The 15,074-nt window shown below is 69.5% G+C and carries 16 protein-coding genes; 11 read left to right on the forward strand and 5 right to left on the reverse strand.

The window, feature by feature from the left end:
- Positions 1-16: 16 nt before the first annotated feature.
- A complete protein-coding gene (locus tag MQH10_RS01090; protein ID WP_242562224.1) occupies positions 17-382 on the forward strand; it encodes a single-stranded DNA-binding protein in 366 nt (121 codons plus the stop codon).
- 63 nt (positions 383-445) lie between these two features.
- Here MQH10_RS01090 and MQH10_RS01095 read toward each other — a convergent pair whose 3' ends face one another.
- Positions 446-4,696 carry a bifunctional class I SAM-dependent methyltransferase/DEAD/DEAH box helicase gene (locus tag MQH10_RS01095; protein WP_242562225.1) on the reverse strand — a complete coding sequence of 1,417 codons (4,251 nt, stop codon included), beginning with the start codon at positions 4,694-4,696 and terminating at the stop codon, positions 446-448.
- 182 nt (positions 4,697-4,878) lie between these two features.
- Here MQH10_RS01095 and MQH10_RS01100 point away from each other — a divergent pair, with 182 nt between their 5' ends.
- From MQH10_RS01100 to MQH10_RS01115, 4 genes are all read left to right on the forward strand, one after another.
- The gene (locus MQH10_RS01100; protein ID WP_242562226.1) at positions 4,879-5,187 is read left to right on the forward strand and encodes a type II toxin-antitoxin system TacA family antitoxin; all 309 of its coding nucleotides are present in this window, start codon (positions 4,879-4,881) and stop codon (positions 5,185-5,187) included.
- Positions 5,184-5,729, forward strand: coding sequence for a GNAT family N-acetyltransferase (locus tag MQH10_RS01105; protein WP_242562227.1), 546 nt, complete (start codon positions 5,184-5,186; stop codon positions 5,727-5,729). Before MQH10_RS01100 ends, MQH10_RS01105 begins: the two co-directional genes overlap by 4 nt.
- An 11-nt stretch (positions 5,730-5,740) precedes the next feature.
- On the forward strand, positions 5,741-6,055 hold the full coding sequence (locus MQH10_RS01110; RefSeq protein ID WP_242562228.1) for a DUF7673 family protein: 315 nt from the start codon (positions 5,741-5,743) through the stop codon (positions 6,053-6,055).
- Between the two features lie 134 nt (positions 6,056-6,189).
- Positions 6,190-6,411, forward strand: coding sequence for a hypothetical protein (locus MQH10_RS01115; RefSeq protein ID WP_242562229.1), 222 nt, complete (start codon positions 6,190-6,192; stop codon positions 6,409-6,411).
- Between the two features lie 130 nt (positions 6,412-6,541).
- Here MQH10_RS01115 and MQH10_RS01120 read toward each other — a convergent pair whose 3' ends face one another.
- The gene (locus tag MQH10_RS01120) at positions 6,542-8,551 is read right to left on the reverse strand and encodes a ParB/RepB/Spo0J family partition protein (protein WP_242562230.1); all 2,010 of its coding nucleotides are present in this window, start codon (positions 8,549-8,551) and stop codon (positions 6,542-6,544) included.
- Between the two features lie 30 nt (positions 8,552-8,581).
- A complete protein-coding gene (locus MQH10_RS01125) occupies positions 8,582-9,544 on the reverse strand; it encodes a DUF7146 domain-containing protein (RefSeq protein WP_242562231.1) in 963 nt (320 codons plus the stop codon).
- A 371-nt stretch (positions 9,545-9,915) separates the two neighbouring features.
- Here MQH10_RS01125 and MQH10_RS01130 point away from each other — a divergent pair, with 371 nt between their 5' ends.
- The gene (locus MQH10_RS01130; RefSeq protein WP_242562232.1) at positions 9,916-10,278 is read left to right on the forward strand and encodes a hypothetical protein; all 363 of its coding nucleotides are present in this window, start codon (positions 9,916-9,918) and stop codon (positions 10,276-10,278) included.
- Here the strand turns inward: MQH10_RS01130 and arsH are convergent.
- The gene (arsH, locus tag MQH10_RS01135) at positions 10,256-11,032 is read right to left on the reverse strand and encodes an arsenical resistance protein ArsH (protein ID WP_242562233.1); all 777 of its coding nucleotides are present in this window, start codon (positions 11,030-11,032) and stop codon (positions 10,256-10,258) included. The genes MQH10_RS01130 and arsH overlap by 23 nt on opposite strands.
- Positions 11,033-11,092: 60 nt before the next feature.
- Between arsH and MQH10_RS01140 the strand changes: the two genes are divergently transcribed.
- From MQH10_RS01140 to arsC, 5 genes are read left to right on the forward strand one after another with little or no spacing between them, the layout of a single operon-like run.
- Positions 11,093-11,452, forward strand: coding sequence for an ArsR/SmtB family transcription factor (locus tag MQH10_RS01140; RefSeq protein ID WP_242562234.1), 360 nt, complete (start codon positions 11,093-11,095; stop codon positions 11,450-11,452).
- 15 nt (positions 11,453-11,467) lie between these two features.
- The gene (locus MQH10_RS01145; RefSeq protein WP_242562235.1) at positions 11,468-12,001 is read left to right on the forward strand and encodes an arsenate reductase ArsC; all 534 of its coding nucleotides are present in this window, start codon (positions 11,468-11,470) and stop codon (positions 11,999-12,001) included.
- Positions 11,998-12,438 (forward strand): arsenic resistance N-acetyltransferase ArsN2, encoded by a 441-nt coding sequence (arsN2, locus tag MQH10_RS01150; RefSeq protein ID WP_242562236.1) that lies wholly within the window; start codon positions 11,998-12,000, stop codon positions 12,436-12,438. Before MQH10_RS01145 ends, arsN2 begins: the two co-directional genes overlap by 4 nt.
- The gene (locus tag MQH10_RS01155; protein ID WP_242562237.1) at positions 12,396-13,121 is read left to right on the forward strand and encodes an MIP/aquaporin family protein; all 726 of its coding nucleotides are present in this window, start codon (positions 12,396-12,398) and stop codon (positions 13,119-13,121) included. Before arsN2 ends, MQH10_RS01155 begins: the two co-directional genes overlap by 43 nt.
- Positions 13,118-13,525, forward strand: coding sequence for an arsenate reductase (glutaredoxin) (gene arsC, locus MQH10_RS01160; RefSeq protein ID WP_242562238.1), 408 nt, complete (start codon positions 13,118-13,120; stop codon positions 13,523-13,525). Before MQH10_RS01155 ends, arsC begins: the two co-directional genes overlap by 4 nt.
- A gap of 60 nt (positions 13,526-13,585) precedes the next feature.
- Here the strand turns inward: arsC and MQH10_RS01165 are convergent, their stop codons facing one another.
- On the reverse strand, positions 13,586-14,980 hold the full coding sequence (locus MQH10_RS01165; RefSeq protein ID WP_242562239.1) for a DnaA N-terminal domain-containing protein: 1,395 nt from the start codon (positions 14,978-14,980) through the stop codon (positions 13,586-13,588).
- Positions 14,981-15,074 lie beyond the last annotated feature (94 nt).

The following is a 15,074-nucleotide window of genomic DNA, read 5'->3' on the forward strand; positions in this document are numbered from 1 at the left end:
AAGAAGGAGAACGACGATGCTGAACGAAGCCCAACTCATCGGTTTCACCGGCGCCGAGCCGGAAATCCGCACCACGACCTCGGGCAAGCAAGTCGCCACGCTGCGGGTCTGCACCAGCCGCTACAGCAAGGCCAAGGGCGAGCGGAAGGACTACCCCACCTGGCACCAGGTGGAGATCTGGACCCCGGCGACCGTGAACTGGCTGGCCACCAAGGGCCTGCCGACCGGGGCCAAGGTCTTGGTCCAGGGCGAGATCCGCCACGACCGCTACACCGACAAGGATGGCGTCGAGCGGTTCTTCTCCAAGGTCGTCGTGACCGCACCCGGCCAGACCCTGACGGCGCTGGACCGCCCCGAGCCCACGCTTGCGGACCCCGCCTGACGAGAAAGCCCCGCCCGGCAGAACCGGGCGGGGCGCTTCGTTTCAGGCCGCTCGAGGCCCGGCCTACGCCGCCTTCGGCAGCACCGTCTGCACCGGCCACTTGGCCAGGACCGTCGTCAGTACATCCGGTTGGTCGACGGGCACGAACACCCGCGGCGTGTAGGAGATGATCTCGACGAAGCAGCCCAGCGCCGTGAACGCCGAGCGCTGCGAGGCCGCCCCGACCACCTCGATCCGGTAGCGATCCATCACTTTGGCCCGCCGCAGCCACAGCCCGCCCGCCAGCGAGAGCGAGGCGCCCTCCTCCAGAACGAGCGGCGCGGTCGCCGCGCCATCGGCGAAGGCGCTGGCGGTATCGGTGAGCCCCAGCGCCACCTTCAGCTGCGGGACCTGTCCCGGATCAAGCACCCGGCCCAGCCAGCGCCGGCCGTCCGGCGCCTTCAGGCGGCGGACCGAGGTCGCCTTGTCCGGCAGGCTCGACCAGATCGGCAGCAACAGCCCCGAGACCAGCACCAGGTCGCGGGCCACCCACGGGTCCGCCTGGGCGATCTCGGCGTCCCACGCCGCGCGCCAGGCCGCCTCGCCGGCGTCCTCCCACGCCGATTCCTCGAACCCCTTCAGGGAGGCGATCGAGCGCTTCTCCGGGCGGATCAGGCGCACGGCGGGGATCAGCCGGTCGTCGTCATTGGTCGTGGTCAAGCCCTGGACCACGAGGGCGGCGCGGCCGGACTTGCTGTTGACGGCGAAGATCACCCCGTCCCGCTCGAGCCCCGCCAGGGCCTCCTCGGCCGAAGTCAGCTGGCGCGCGGTGCGGACCTGGAAGCGGGTCAGCCGGGTCTCCGCGCCGGTGACCGCGTCGGTGCGGATCACCTCCTCGTCCGAGATCACCACATCGTCGGCGACGATGTCTTCCATGCCCCGGTCCAGGGCGCCGGACGCCTGGGCCCGTTCCAGGATCGAGGTGAGGATCGCGTCGAAGGCGGCGAACAGGCTGTTCTGGTCGGCGATCCGCAAGGCGAGCAGCCGGTTCAGGAAGGTGTTCATCGGCGGCATGTCGTCGGACTTCCTGAGGTTGCCCTCATGGTCGAGCAGCCGCAGGCCGGTCTTGGCCTCGAAGGTTTCCCGGTCCATCGCCTCGACGTTGCCGAAGTGCAGGCCGATGTAGAAGGCCTGCAGCGCCCGGTGCGCCCAGGGGCTTTCGAGGTTGTCCTCGGCGCGGAAGAGGCCGTTGCCGGCCGTCCGCCGCTCGCCGCGGGTCAAGGCGCCCAGGCTGTCCAGCCGCCGCGCGATCGTCGACGTGAACCGCTTCTCGCCGTGGATGTCCGTGGTCACCGGCCGGAACAGCGGCGCCACGGCCTGGTTGGTCCGGTGCGAGCGGCCCAGGCCCTGGATCGCCGCGTCGGCCCGCCATCCGGGCTCGACCAGATAGTGGACCCGGCGCTGCTGGTTCGCCGCCCCGAGGTCTGCGTGGTAGCTGCGGCCCGTGCCGCCGGCGTCGGAGAACACCAGCATCCGCTTCTTGCCGGCCATGAAGGCGTCGGTCTCGGCCTTGGCCGCAGAGGCGCTGCGCCGTTCCACCACGCGGCGGCCGTCGCGCCGCACGACCCGGCGGCTGCGGCCGGTGATCTCGGCCACGATCTCGGTGCCGAGCGCGTCGAGGACCGCATCCAGCACGCCCGGGACCGCCGGCAGGCAGGCCAGGTGCGTGACCAGCTCGTCGCGTAGGCGCAGGGCCTCCTGGCTGACGACGGGCACGCCGTCGACCATCACCGGGACCATGGTGACCGCGCCCTCTTCATCCTCGATGGCGTCCATCGCCATCACCGGAAAGGCGCCCATCAGATAGTCGAGCACCTGGTCCTTCGGCGTCAGGTCGACGGCGAGGTTGTTCCACTCCTCGGCCGGGATCTCCGCCAGGCGGCGTTCCATCACCGCCTCGTTGGTCGAGACAATCTGCACGACCGAGCAACGGCCCGCCGCAAGGTCCTGCCGGATCGAGGCCACGAGGGAGGGGGACTTCAGGCCGGACAGCAGGTGACCGAAGAAGCGCTGCTTGCAGCCTTCGAACGCCGACATGGCGGCCGAGGCGGCCAGGCCGGACCTGGCCTTGCCGTCCTCGGTCACGCCGACCGCCTCCAACGCGGCGCGCAGGTTCTGGTGAATCAACTGGTAGGCGTCGGCCCAGGCGTCCCAGATGGCGATATCCTCCTCCGAGAGCGGATGACGCAGCGCCTCATATTCGACGCCATCGAACGACAGCGAGCGGGCGATGTAGAGGCCCATGGCCTTCAGCTCGCGCGCGATCAGCTCCATCACCGCCACGCCGCCGGTCTCGACCGCATCCATGAAGGCGTCGCGGGTGGGGAAGGGCGCTTCCGGCCCACCCCAGAGGCCCAGGCGCGCGGCATAGGCCAGGTTCTCCGGCGTGGTCGCCCCGGTCGCCGAAACGTAGAGGATCCGCGCATTGGGCAGGCGGTTCTGCAGGGCCAGCCCGGCCACGCCCTGCTGCGAGGCCTTCTTCGTCCCACGCGCGCCCTTGCCGCCGCCGGCGGCGTTGGCCATGGCGTGGGCCTCATCGAAGACGATCACCCCGTCGAAGTCCGCGCCCAGCCAGTCAACGATCTGATCCAGGCGCGAGCGCCGATCGCCCCGCGCCGGCTGGCGCAGGGTGGCGTAGGTCGAGAACAGAATGCCCCGGTCCATGCGGATGGCGTCGGCCTGTTTCCAGGCCGATTGCGGGGTGATGTCGCCGTTGGCCCCGCCGATGGCGCTCCAGTCGCGCCGGGCGTCTTCGAGCAGGGCGTCGTTCTTCGACAGCCAGACCGCGCGCGAGCGGCCCTGGGCCAGGTTGTCGGCGATGACGCCGGCGATCTCCCGGCCCTTCCCACAGCCGGTGCCGTCGCCGAGGAAGAAGCCTTTGCGGAACTGGACCGCACCGGGAAGATCGTCCTTGACCAAGATCACCTGGTGCGGGGCGTCGCCGAGGATCCACGAGCCCGGCAGGACCTGGGCGTGGGCCTCGCCGGCATAGATCACCGTCTCCATCTGGGCGTCCGACACCAGGGCGTCGTCGGTGATGCGCACCGGCAGGATCGGGCGATAGGTCGGCGCCGGGGGCGCCACCGAGGCCATCGGCCCGGATTCCACGAGCGGGGAGGGGTGCGGGCGCGAGGCGGCGAAGCGGATGCGGCCCAGCGCATAGGCCTGGTAGAGGCCGACGTCGTGCCCTTCGCCCGACCAGGCGCAGGCCTCATAGGCGAGGGGCGCCGACGCGGCGAGGAAGGCCAGCCGGTTCGACGGCGCGGCCAAGGCACGGGCGCGAGGCGCCAGGACGGAGACCTGGGAGACCGTGCGTAACTGGCGCGGTTGCGCGGTCGCTCGGGCCTCGATGGACGCGGCCGCCTGGGCGGCGTCGGCCAAGGTGTCGGCCACGACGACAGCCGGGATCTCACCGCCGGGCGCGCCACGGTCAATCACCAGCAGACCCGTCTCGACCGAGGTGCCATGCTTGGCGTAGGCGCGGGCCGGGAAGGCCAGCCGCAGGCGGATAGGACCCCGGGCGGCCAGGGCGCGCAGCGCCGTCGCGTCCTCGAACAGGCGCGCCGGGACGATCGCCGACAACCGGCCGCCATCGGCCAGGCAGTCCAGGGCCGCGTGCAGGTGCGCCTCCAGGTGCTGGAACGGCGGGTTGGCGAGCACAGCGTGGAAGCCGCCAGACCCGGGCAGGGTGTCGCGCAGGTGGCGGGCGTCCTGCTGGCTGCGGGCCGCGAGCGGGAAGAGGCCGTCCAGCAGCCCCGCGCGGCCGGCGGCCAGCTCATTAAGAGTCAGGGCGCCGCCGCAAGCCTCGGCCAGGATAGCCAGGAGGCCGCTGCCGGCCGAGGGCTCCAGCACCTGGTCGCCCGGACGGACCTGGGCGGCGAGCACCGCCAGGGCGCCGAGCTGGGGCGGGGTGGAGAACTGGTCCAGCGCCACCTGCTCCTCGCTGCGGCGCGTGTGGGTCAGGCTGAGCTCGGCGAGGTTGGTCAGGAGGGCGACGATTTCGGCCGGCGCGTCCTCCAGGCGGCCGACCTGCGGCGCCAGACGGCGGATCTGCAGCACCAGGGCCGCCTCGATGGCGTCGTAGGCGTCGCGCCAGAGCCAGGCGCCCTCGGCGTCCGAGGCGCCGAAGGCCATGGTCATGACGTTGGCCACCAGCTTGCGGTCCAGCGGACGGGATCGATTGAGCTGGGGGGTCAGGGCGCGGGCGGCGGCCAAAAGGTTGGCGGCCTTGTGGTCGCCGACATCGGCGGCGAACAGGGGAAGCAGGGCGTTCATGGGCAGGGATCCAGGTCACCCGCCGCGGAGGGCTCCTCCCTCCAGACCCGACGGGCTCGCCCGTCCGCCCCCTTCCTCTCCCTCCAACGGCGGGGTCAGGCCGTTCAGCCCGCCTTCAGGCCCGCCGAGACCTTGACGTGTACGTCCTTAAGACGTACATATTTCATGCAGGAGCAACACCCATGTCCGCCTTCCAGGACCGCATCAAGGCGGTCGACGAACCGAGCACCGAGCGGATGAACTTCCGCATCAAGCCGAGGATCAAACAGGTCATCCAGCGGGCTGCCGCGCTCTCGGGGGTGGACGATTCCGTCTTCACGATGAACGCCGCCTACCGATCGGCGCTCGAGACGATCGCCGCGCACGAGCGCACCGTGCTGCAGCCGGTCGATCACGCCGCCTTCTTCGCCGCCCTGGACCAACCGCCGGCGCCGACAGCGAAGTTGAAGGCGGCCGTCGCCCGGCACCGGACGACCGTCGAGTCCCGGTGAGGCCCGCCGCGCGGACCTCAACCCGGATCGAGCCCTTTGATCCCGACCGTCACGACCGCGCGGCCTTCGCCAGCGGCGTCGACCAGGTCGACAACTTCCTGAAGAAGACCGCGAACAAGCTGGCTCGCGCCGACAACCTTCGCCTCTACGCGATGACCGACCCGTCAGGGGCGCTGATCGGCTTCTACGCCCTCAACGCCCATGCGATCGACTATGCGGAGCTGCCGACGAAGTACGCGCGGACCCGCCCTGGGCATGGCGCCATCCCCGCCGCGTACATCTCAATGATCGGCGTTGACGCCCGTCACCAAGGTCACGGCTACGGCGGCGACCTGCTCGTCGATGCGCTCAGCCGCATCGCCCAGGCGGCCGACGCCATCGGGATCGCCGTGGTGATCCTGGACGTGCTCGACGACGGCGACGCCGAACAGGTCACCCGCCGCAAGCTGCTCTATGAGAGCTATGGATTCCAGCCTCTGCCGTCTCGGCCGCTACGGCTGTTCCTGCCTTTGGCGACTGTTCGTCAGCTCCTGGGGGCGTGAAGGAGAACGACATGGGCAACGTGACTCCAATGATGCCGTCGGCCGTTTGGGCGGCGCTGGAGCGCCTTCTGGAGGTGGCCCGGGCGGACACGCACCAGGCCCGCTACGTTGCTAATTTCCTCCTGGCCTGGTGGAACGCCGGCGATCTCGGCGGATTCGACCTGACCGAGGCCTGGGGATTGGACGAGGCCTTGCGCGAGGACCTGGTGACGCTGTTCGGCTTCGTCGCCCGTAACAAGGTCTATCCCAGCGCCTTCAGCTTCCGATCTGAATTCGAGGACCTGGTTCGCCAGTGGCGACCCCAGGTGCTTTCCGAAGAGATTTGACGAACGCCGGCGGTCCAGACCCACCTATGGGGAGCGGGTAGGGTTACCTATCGCCGTCGCGGCCGCGCTGGCGCCAGTATGGAGCCGAAGCTTGTCACGTCCCGAGGCGGCGAGCCCCACGGTCAGAGGCCCCCATGGTTGAGACAGACAACAGCGACCTGGTCCACGCGACAGGACTGGCGATCGCTCTGATCGGCATGCTGCTGGAGGGACGCGAGGTCCTGCCGAAAGGCGAGTTCAATCGCCATTTGGGGAACCTGGCGCGTGTGACGGCCGAGGTCGAGCCCACACAAGGGGACATCTTGGAGAGGTGGGCGGAGATCTCGGCGAAGATCGGTCGCGCGGCGGCCCATTAGCCGGCGACGCCGACACGGGGGTCAGGACCCTCGAAGATCCGTTCTGCTCTGATCAGGCGTGAACCGGCGAGGGCTCATAACGATAGCCCGGCGCGTGGCCGGGCTATCGCCGCTGTTGCAGGGCGGGCGATCAGGCCGCGATCTGAACCGCCGGCTCATTCTGCATCGGAGCCTCCACGGGCCCGTCCGCCTCGGTCTCGCCCTCGCTCGCCTCGACCTCGATGGCCCGATCCCAGGCCAGGGCGGCCGGGGCCCACTGCCGCTCGGCGGCCGCCTCGCCGACGAAGGCGACCAGGTCGTCCTTCTTCAGCGTCTTGGCCCGGTCGTCCTCGGCCTCCATCTCGTCCAGCAGCGATAGGAGCTGCTTCTTGGAGTGAACGGCGAGATAGCCGGCGTCCGGGGTCCAGTGGGCGGAGATGTCGGCGCCGCAGAGCGCGGCGATCTCGGCCGCCTCGGCCCGGGCCCCGTGGCGGATCATCGAGGTGCGGGCCTCGCGCAGGTTCAGGGAGATGGCGGTCAGCTCAGCGAGCAGGGCCATCTTCTCCCCGTGCGCCAGGGTCTCGACCCAGGTGATCGGCCGCAAGCCCGAGGCCTTGTAGGCCGCCCGTTTGGCGTCGAGGCGGTCCTTCACCTCGCCGTCCAAAGCCGCGATCGGCGGGGTCGAGCCGCGGCTGTAACGCACGCCCGAGATCTGCAGCGCCGAGGCGTCGAGGCCGCCGGACGAGTGCAGGGCCAGTTGCTTGAACAGCTGCGCCACCAGCACCGTCAACGCCGCGCCGGGATCGTCGGCCAGATCGCGGATCAGGCCGCGCGTGGCGACGTCGGTGCGGGTCTCGTGGAAGACGTGGCTCGAGCCGTCGACCTCGACATCGGCCTTCGGCACCTCGACGTCGGCCACGGCGCGGCCATAGCGGCCGCCGACCTCGGCGCCCTCGTCGTCGTCTTCCTCGTCCTCGATCTCTTCCGGCAACTCGCTCGCCGGCAGCGGGACCGAGTAGAAGCTCGCCGCGAAGCCGTAGTCCGACCCGGCCGGCGACAGGATCACCGCGCCGATCTTGCAGCGGCTGAGCGGCGCCCCGGCGACGGCGGCCATGGCGCTGACCAGGGGGCCGAAGGCGCTGGGCGCATCGTCCGCCTGCGGATCGACGTCCTGCAGGTCGGACGACAGCTGCGTGACCCGGTAGTTGGCGTCGTTCAGCGCCGTGGTCTGCGCCTCGGTCAAGTCCGGACGGTAGACATAGGGGAGGCGGGAAAAGCCCGCGGGCGCGCCGAAGTCGCCGTCGTCACCGAGATAGACCGCCAGGCCCTCCGCCTGCAGATGCGCCACGATGGGCTGAACGCGCTCGCGCCAGGCCGCGGACAGGATCTCCGGATCGAGCAGGGCGTCGGGGAGTTCGGCGAACAGGTCCGAGCTGACCCGGCCGCCGGCGGCGACGTAACGATCCATGCCCACGAGGGTGAAGCGCGGGTCGTCGACCGTGACGCGGCCGCGGGTCACTAGGCCCTTCAGCTGGTAGTCCTGGAAATAGCCGTCGAGCGCGGTCTGGGCGATTTCGGCCTGCTGCTTCTTGTCGCCGATGCGCGCGAACAGGCGGACCTGCTTCAAGGTCAGCTTGCCGGCGCGCAAGGCCTTCAGCACGTTGGGATGGACGGCCGCCAAGGCCTCCAACCGCTTGATCTCCAGCTCGGCGTAGCCCAGGGCCGCGGCGATGGCCCCGGTGTCCAGCTTGGTCTTGCGCAGCTTGCCGATGGCGGTGATCACGTCGGCGATGTGAACCGGAGCGTGCTCGGTCGCCGGCAGCATCACGCCGGCCACTTGTTGGGCCTTGGTCTCGGCCAGCAGGCAGTCGACCTCATAGTCGTCGGTGACCTCGCCGCGCTCGGCCAGCAGCAGCAGGCCGAAGCGCCGGCGACGGCCGTCCAGCGCCATGTAGCGCTGCTCGCCCTTCCGGCCGGGCCGCACGATCGGCGGGATCACCACGCCGGCGGCCAGGATGGTGTCGGCGAGCTGGGGCACGCCGTCGTCGGCGGGCTCCTTGAAGCGGAGGTTCTCCGGCGCAAGGCCAAGGTCGCCGAGGCGGACCTTGATCGAAGTCATTGGGGTCGGCGTCGCGGCCGGGACGGTCTGGGTGTCGGTCATCGGGGTCAGGCTCCAGCGCCTGGGCGAGGGTCATCCTGCCCCTGGGCGCACCCGCCCCATCCCTTCCTCCCTCCTTTGGCCCCTCAGGTCCCGGACAGGATCGAAGAGCCCCGCGGCTTCGGCCTCGTTCCAATCCCCAAATCCTACCGGCGGCAGGGCGACCCGGGCCTTCAGGCCGGCGGCCGCCAGGCCCGCCCGCAACTGCTCGGCAGACGCCTCGCCATCAAGGCCGCGATCGGCGGCGATCAACACCTCGCGCACGCCCTCAGGCGGGCGCCAGCGGCGTAGGTTGCGGGTCGACATCAGCGCCCAGGCCGGCAGGCCAAAGCGCGCGCTGGCCGAGAGCGTCGTGAACAGGCCCTCGCCGACCAGCAACTGCGGCGCGGCCGGATCGAGCCGGACCGCGCAGCTGGCCGGCGACGGCCCCACGGTCTTGCGGCTCAGGCGCAGGTCGATCGCGCGACGGGCGTTCGGGGCCAGATAGGTGACCTCGACGGCGGTGAACGCGCCGTCCTTGTCGCTGATCGCCGCCAGCAGGGCCGGCCGATGATGCCGGCTCTCGGCATAGGCCGAGACGGGCGTCTGGCCACCGTGGCGCAGCACCTCCGGGCCGGGCAGGAGGCGGCTGATCCCCCGCTGGGCGCAATGACGCGCCGACAAGGTGCCGGCCAGCGGCCGGCCCGCCTCCCAGATCCGCAAGGCGGCCTGGCGCCGTTCGAGCCCGGTCGCGCCTGCGGCGGCCGCCTGAGCCCGCCGCGACTGGGAGAGGCTGGTCGGCGCATTGTGCGCGTCGACCAGGCCCTCGCCGCGCAGGTAGTCGAGGATCTCCTTCCAGTCGCCGCCGCCGAAGGTGTGGACGATCACCCGGCCTTCCCGCAGCAGCAGCGAGACCGAGCGGTCGGCGGCGCTGTGGCCCGGCGCGGGAATGTTGGCCCGCATGCCGCGATCATAGAGATCGCCGCCCAGGGCCTGGACGATGGGTTTCAAGGACATGGCCAACCTCCTTTGTCCCTCAAGGGTCGCGCCGAGGCGCCCTTTCTCCCTCCTTCGGCCGCACCGCCAGGTCGGTCCCGCCATGCCAACAGGGGGCGTTGCGGGGGACCGCCCCCGCTGGAGGGGGTAGGCGCTCAAGGCTCGCCTTTGCGACTCAGGGGGAGGGCGCTCCCCCGCCCGCGCGCACGTCAAACCCACACGCGGATGTTGGCCCACTGCACAGGTCTCAACGAAGACGTTCAAAATTACGACGCCTGCCCGGCAAAACCGGGCGGGCTTTGCGTCCAGGGGCCAACCGCCTCGCGACAGAACCGTGCCTTTATGACAGGTTAAGCACGATTCAAGGGGAGCAGGCTTTGCCGCAGCAGATGATGGCTGAACGGGACACGGAGACGGACGCGCGCAGCGAGGAGGCCTGGGTCGTCGCGACCAACCCCGACTTTCCGATCCGCGCCCGCAACGTCAATTGGTTCCTGGAGCGCGGCGGCGCGATCAAGGAGGTCCGGCTCACCGAATCGGAAGCCGGCGAATGGAGCGTCTGGCTGCGCCTGGCCGGCCGCTCGGGCGAGCACCGCCTGGCCATGTTCAAATCGGACGAGCCCCGCACCTACCGTGACGTCGCCCGCGCCATCGCCATGTGCCGCGACGACTTCGGCTATTTCGGCCCCATCACGCTGTCGACGGACCGTCAGCCCCAGGGAATCCCTGATTTCAAGGGACCAACCGCGAGCTGACGTCGACCAAGGGCCCGCCTGTCACCTGGGCGCCCTCATGCGCCATCGCCGCCGCGGCGAGTTCGGCCTCGGCCGCGACGCGGCCATCGGCCTTCCGCTCGCTATAGCGGTCGACGAGGTAGTCGGCCCGGTCGCGGGTCAGGAGCGTGAACTTCATAAGCTCCTCCATCACGTCGACCACTCGGTCGTAGTAGGCGGACGGCTTCATCCGGCCATCCTCCTCGAACTCCAGGTAGGCCTTCGCGACCGAGGACTGGTTGGGGATGGTGATCATCCGCATCCAGCGGCCGAGCAGGCGCAGCGTATTGACCGCGTTGAACGACTGCGAGCCGCCGCTCACCTGCATCACCGCTAAGGTGCGCCCCTGTGTCGGCCGGACGCTCCCTATCGCCAGGGGGATCCAGTCGATCTGCGCCTTCATCACCGCGCTGATCGCCCCATGGCGTTCGGGGCTGCACCAGACCTGGCCCTCGGACCAAAGCGACAAGGCGCGGAGCTCCTGGACCTTCGGGTGATCTGGCGCGGTAGCGTCCGGCAGCGGCAGGTCGCGGGGGTCGAAGACCCGTGTCTCGGCGCCCAGACGCTGCAGGATGCGCGCCGCCTCCTCCACCAGAAGCCGGCTGAAGGAGCGTTCCCGCAAGGATCCATAGAGAAGCAGGATGCGCGGCGGGTGTGCGGCGCGGCGTTCCGGTTCGAGCCGCGGCAGCTCCGGCGGCGCGAGAAATTGCGGCTGCAGGGCGGGTAGGTCGATCATGGGTACTCGGCTTTCAAACGGCGTCTTTTGTCTGTCGTATATTTCGTCCAGGTTTGAAATATGGAATTGAAAACCGCGATCTCCAGTCTGTCGGCCCTGGCCCATGAAGGTCGCCTGGCCACCTTCCGCATGCTGGTCCAGGCCGGTCCCGACGGACTCGCGGCCGGCGAGATCGCTCGGCGGCTGGAGGCGGCGCCCAACAGCCTATCGGCCAATCTGAAGGTGCTTAGCCACGCCGGCCTGATCTGCTCGCGCCGGGAGGGGCGCTCGATCATCTACAGCGCCGAGTACGACCAGATGAGCCGTCTGCTCGGCTACCTCATGGAGGACTGCTGCAATGGCGCGCCGGAAATCTGCGCCCCCTTGGCCGACGTGCTGGCGCGCACCGCCTGTTGCGTACCCGCCTCCGTCAACGCCTGATCTCGGAGTCTGCCGATGAGCCCGTCGAAACCCTACAATGTGCTCTTCCTGTGCACCGGCAACTCATGCCGTTCGATCATGGCCGAGGCCATCATGAACCGGGTCGGGGCCGGCAAGTTCAGGGCCTACTCGGCCGGGTCCATGCCCACGGGTAAGGTCAATGCCCACGCGCTCGCCTTGCTGAAGAAGTTCAATCACGACACCAGCGGCTTTCGCTCCAAGCCCTGGGACGAGTTCTCCCGGACCACCAATCCCGAGGCGCCGGAGCTCGATTTCGTATTCACGGTCTGCGACAACGCCGCCGGCGAGGTCTGTCCGATCTGGCCCGGCCAGCCGATGAGCGCCCATTGGGGTCTGCCCGATCCGGCCCTCGCGACCGGCAACGCTGCGGAGATCGGATTGGCCTTCGCCGACACCCACCGGATGCTCAACAACCGCATCGGCATCTTCATCAACCTGCCGATGGCGTCGCTTGACCGGCTGTCGCTGCAAAAGCGCCTGGACGAGATCGGCAAGGCCCAGAACGCACCCGCGTCAACGGCCTCGTGACCCTGGCGCCCCTCGAGCCGGCGAGCGCGGCCTTCGAAGCGTTCGAGCAGGCGCTCACCTCCGCCGGCCTTCCGACATCGGATCTCCTGGCCGAAGGCGGCCGTTACTATGTGCTACGTTGCCCCGACGGCCACGATGTCGCCTACGCCGGGCTGACGCCCCTTGGCGACGAGGCGCTCCTGAGGTCCGTCGTCGTGCCCGCCGCCAGCCGTGGCCGAGGCTTCGGCGCTGACGTCGTCGCGCGCCTCGGCGGCCTGGCGTCAACATATCATGTCCGCCGACTCTGGCTCCTGACGACAGATGCGGAGGCTTTCTTCGCGGGCCTTGGCTTTGTCGCCGTCGATCGCGGGCAAGCGCCGGCGCCCGTCACGGCGACCCGTCAGGTCTCCGACCTATGTCCTCAATCCGCGGTGTTGATGTGCCGGACCCTAGCCTAGAGCCGCCCCTCGAACCTTTCAGCCTCACCCGCCGCCTCGTCGCCGAAGCGCTGGGGTCGGCGCTGCTGCTGGCCATCGTCGTCGGATCCGGAATCATGGGCGAACGCCTGGCCGGCGGGAACACCGCCATCGCGCTGCTGGGCAACACCCTGGCCACCGGCGCGGGCCTGGTGGTTCTCATCACCATCTTCGGGCCGCTGTCCGGCGCCCACTTCAATCCGGCGGTGACCCTGGTGTTCGCCGCCCGCAGGGAGCTCCCCTGGGCCGTGGCCGCCGCCTACATCGCCGTGCAGGGGCTCGGCGCCGTCCTTGGCGTTTGGGCGGCGCACCTGATGTTTGACGAGCCGATCCTGCAGATTTCGACCAAGCTGCGCGCTGGGCCGGCCCAGGGCTTCTCCGAAGGTGTCGCCACCTTTGGCCTGATCACCACCATTCTGGGGTCGATCCGCTTTCGGCCGGACGCCACGCCGCTGATGGTCGGGCTCTACATCACCGCGGCCTATTGGTTCACCGCCTCGACGTCCTTCGCCAACCCGGCGGTCACCCTCGCGCGTAGCCTGTCCAACACCTTCGCCGGGATCGCCCCCGCCGGCGTGCCCCTCTTCATCGTCAGCCAGATGATCGGCGCCGCCATGGCGGCGACGCTCTTTGGCTGGCTCTTCGGCAAACGGTGCCCGCCATGACCGATTTCCCGATCACCATCTTTCACAATCCCGCTTGCGGCACCTCACGCAACACGATCGGGATCGTCGAAGCCGCCGGCTACGCGCCGACGGTCGTCGAGTATCTGAAGACGGGCTGGACCAGGCCACAGCTGGAGACCTTGATCAACCAGATGGGCGTCACCCCGCGCGACCTGCTGCGCGAGAAGGGCACGCCCGCCGCAGAGCTGGGCCTGCTCGAGCTGGGCGTCAGCGACGAATCGGTCCTTGAAGCAATGCTGGCGCACCCGATCCTGGTCAATCGGCCTATCGTCGTGACGCCCCTGGGCGCGGTCCTGTCGCGCCCGTCGGAAAAGGTCCTCGAGGTCATGGATCGCAAACCCGCCCGCTTCGTCAAAGAAGACGGTGAGGTCATCAAGCTCTGACCGCGGCCGGAGCGGCCGCCGCCAAGCCGAGCGCCATCACGAACAGAACCAGCCGCCGGATCATCGCCGGTCCTTGCGCAGGGTAACGATGACCCGGTCGACGAAGACCTCGGCGACCTCGGCCGCGTGTAGGATCGCATCGACATAGTCGCGCTTGATCCGATCAGCGGCGATTTGGCTGAGGGTCGACAGGGTCAGCACCCCGTCATCGATCCCATGGAAGCCGACGCGGCTGAACCAGCTGCCGTAGGCGCCCTCGCGGACCAGACGGCGCAGGGGCTCATCGATTTTCCGCCAAACGGGGTCATCAGCGCCGGGCGCCGCCATCAAGGGCAGCGGCGGCTCGGGCGGCGGAATATCGCCCTTGGCCTTGAGCACCCGAGCGAAGTTGAGCCGCAGGTCCGGCGCGCCCCGTGGCTCGTAGGAGGCCATCCGGCCGAAATACTTGCACGGGCTGCGAACGTCCGGGTCCTCGATCGCGATCGCCAGCATGGCGAGCGCGCGCACGCCATGCCGCTTCAGGGCCCAGGCAAAGGTCTGGTCGTTGTTGCGCTCGCGTTCGGGCAAGAGATCGTCGACGGCCGCCGCCACGCGCGCGAGGTCGGCAGGCGTCACGCTGGCTGGGTCGGCGACCGCGGCAGGCCCCACCAGCGCGGCGATGCGGGGAGAGACCTGGAAGGCGGCCCTGAGCTCCTGGCGGACCATTTCCGCAGGCGCGGACCCCTCCGAGAAGGCGCTGGAGAAACCGCTTGCTCCCTCCGGAGAGCAAATGGCGCTGTCCTGCCGGGTGCGCTGCGGTTTGCCCGAGGATTTTTGAGCCTCTCCGTGTTCGGCGGCCGCAGGTCGCCGCTGATCAGGATGGTGTCGCGCTGAAGGCGCGTCCTTTCCTCGTACAGAAGAACTGGCGTTCTGATGGGACTGTTCTAGGTGGGTGAATCTTGGCGCCCGGGCGGTATTTCTATCGCTGAACACGACCGGTTCGGAATAGGCGGCCCTGCGGGCCTGAGCGGCCTCGCGGACGGCGAGATCCGCCGCCTCCAGTTCATCCAGCCGCGCCACGAGGGGAGCGAGGTCATAGGCCTCCACGCCGGCTGGCCGATTGGCGCGGGTGTAGTCGCGCACCATGAAGCCGGCGGCCTCGAGGGCGCGCCTGTGGGCCCGGGCGTTGCTCTCGGTGCAGCCCAGATAGTCGGCGATCAGGCTCGTGCCCGGCCACACCGTGGCGACATCCTGCTCCAATCGGTCCTGGTTGAGGTGCTCGACATAGAGCAGCAGGGTCATCCGCTGCTGCACGGTGAGCGTGGGCGTGCCCTTCAGCACCGCCGCGGCGATCCGCGCGACGGAGACGCCGGGCTGCCAGCGCCAGGCGCGAGCCTGTGCGCAGACCGCATCAAAGTTGGGGGCGCGCTTGGCGAAGCCTGGTCGCCAGTCGTCGCCCGATAGAGCCGTTCGCATGCCGTCCCTTCCCTCTGGGACGAGGCCGATTCACGGGCGCGAAACCGGCAGGCAAAAGACCATAGGTCTCCTGTTCGGGGCCTTGACGACGCAA

This window comes from Phenylobacterium aquaticum (genome assembly GCF_022695515.1).
Lineage (GTDB): Bacteria > Pseudomonadota > Alphaproteobacteria > Caulobacterales > Caulobacteraceae > Phenylobacterium > Phenylobacterium aquaticum.

Excerpts from the sequence above, each read along its gene's own strand:
- MQH10_RS01090 (WP_242562224.1), top strand. The coding sequence starts at position 17 with ATGCTGAACGAAGCCCAACTCATCGGTTTCACCGGCGCCGAGCCGGAA.
- MQH10_RS01095 (WP_242562225.1), bottom strand. The coding sequence starts at position 4,696 with ATGAACGCCCTGCTTCCCCTGTTCGCCGCCGATGTCGGCGACCACAAG.
- MQH10_RS01100 (WP_242562226.1), top strand. The coding sequence starts at position 4,879 with ATGTCCGCCTTCCAGGACCGCATCAAGGCGGTCGACGAACCGAGCACC.
- MQH10_RS01110 (WP_242562228.1), top strand. The coding sequence starts at position 5,741 with ATGGGCAACGTGACTCCAATGATGCCGTCGGCCGTTTGGGCGGCGCTG.
- MQH10_RS01115 (WP_242562229.1), top strand. The coding sequence starts at position 6,190 with ATGGTTGAGACAGACAACAGCGACCTGGTCCACGCGACAGGACTGGCG.
- MQH10_RS01120 (WP_242562230.1), bottom strand. The coding sequence starts at position 8,551 with ATGACCGACACCCAGACCGTCCCGGCCGCGACGCCGACCCCAATGACT.
- MQH10_RS01125 (WP_242562231.1), bottom strand. The coding sequence starts at position 9,544 with ATGTCCTTGAAACCCATCGTCCAGGCCCTGGGCGGCGATCTCTATGAT.
- MQH10_RS01130 (WP_242562232.1), top strand. The coding sequence starts at position 9,916 with ATGGCTGAACGGGACACGGAGACGGACGCGCGCAGCGAGGAGGCCTGG.
- arsH (WP_242562233.1), bottom strand. The coding sequence starts at position 11,032 with ATGATCGACCTACCCGCCCTGCAGCCGCAATTTCTCGCGCCGCCGGAG.
- MQH10_RS01140 (WP_242562234.1), top strand. The coding sequence starts at position 11,093 with ATGGAATTGAAAACCGCGATCTCCAGTCTGTCGGCCCTGGCCCATGAA.
- MQH10_RS01145 (WP_242562235.1), top strand. The coding sequence starts at position 11,468 with ATGAGCCCGTCGAAACCCTACAATGTGCTCTTCCTGTGCACCGGCAAC.
- MQH10_RS01155 (WP_242562237.1), top strand. The coding sequence starts at position 12,396 with ATGTCCTCAATCCGCGGTGTTGATGTGCCGGACCCTAGCCTAGAGCCG.
- arsC (WP_242562238.1), top strand. The coding sequence starts at position 13,118 with ATGACCGATTTCCCGATCACCATCTTTCACAATCCCGCTTGCGGCACC.
- MQH10_RS01165 (WP_242562239.1), bottom strand. The coding sequence starts at position 14,980 with ATGCGAACGGCTCTATCGGGCGACGACTGGCGACCAGGCTTCGCCAAG.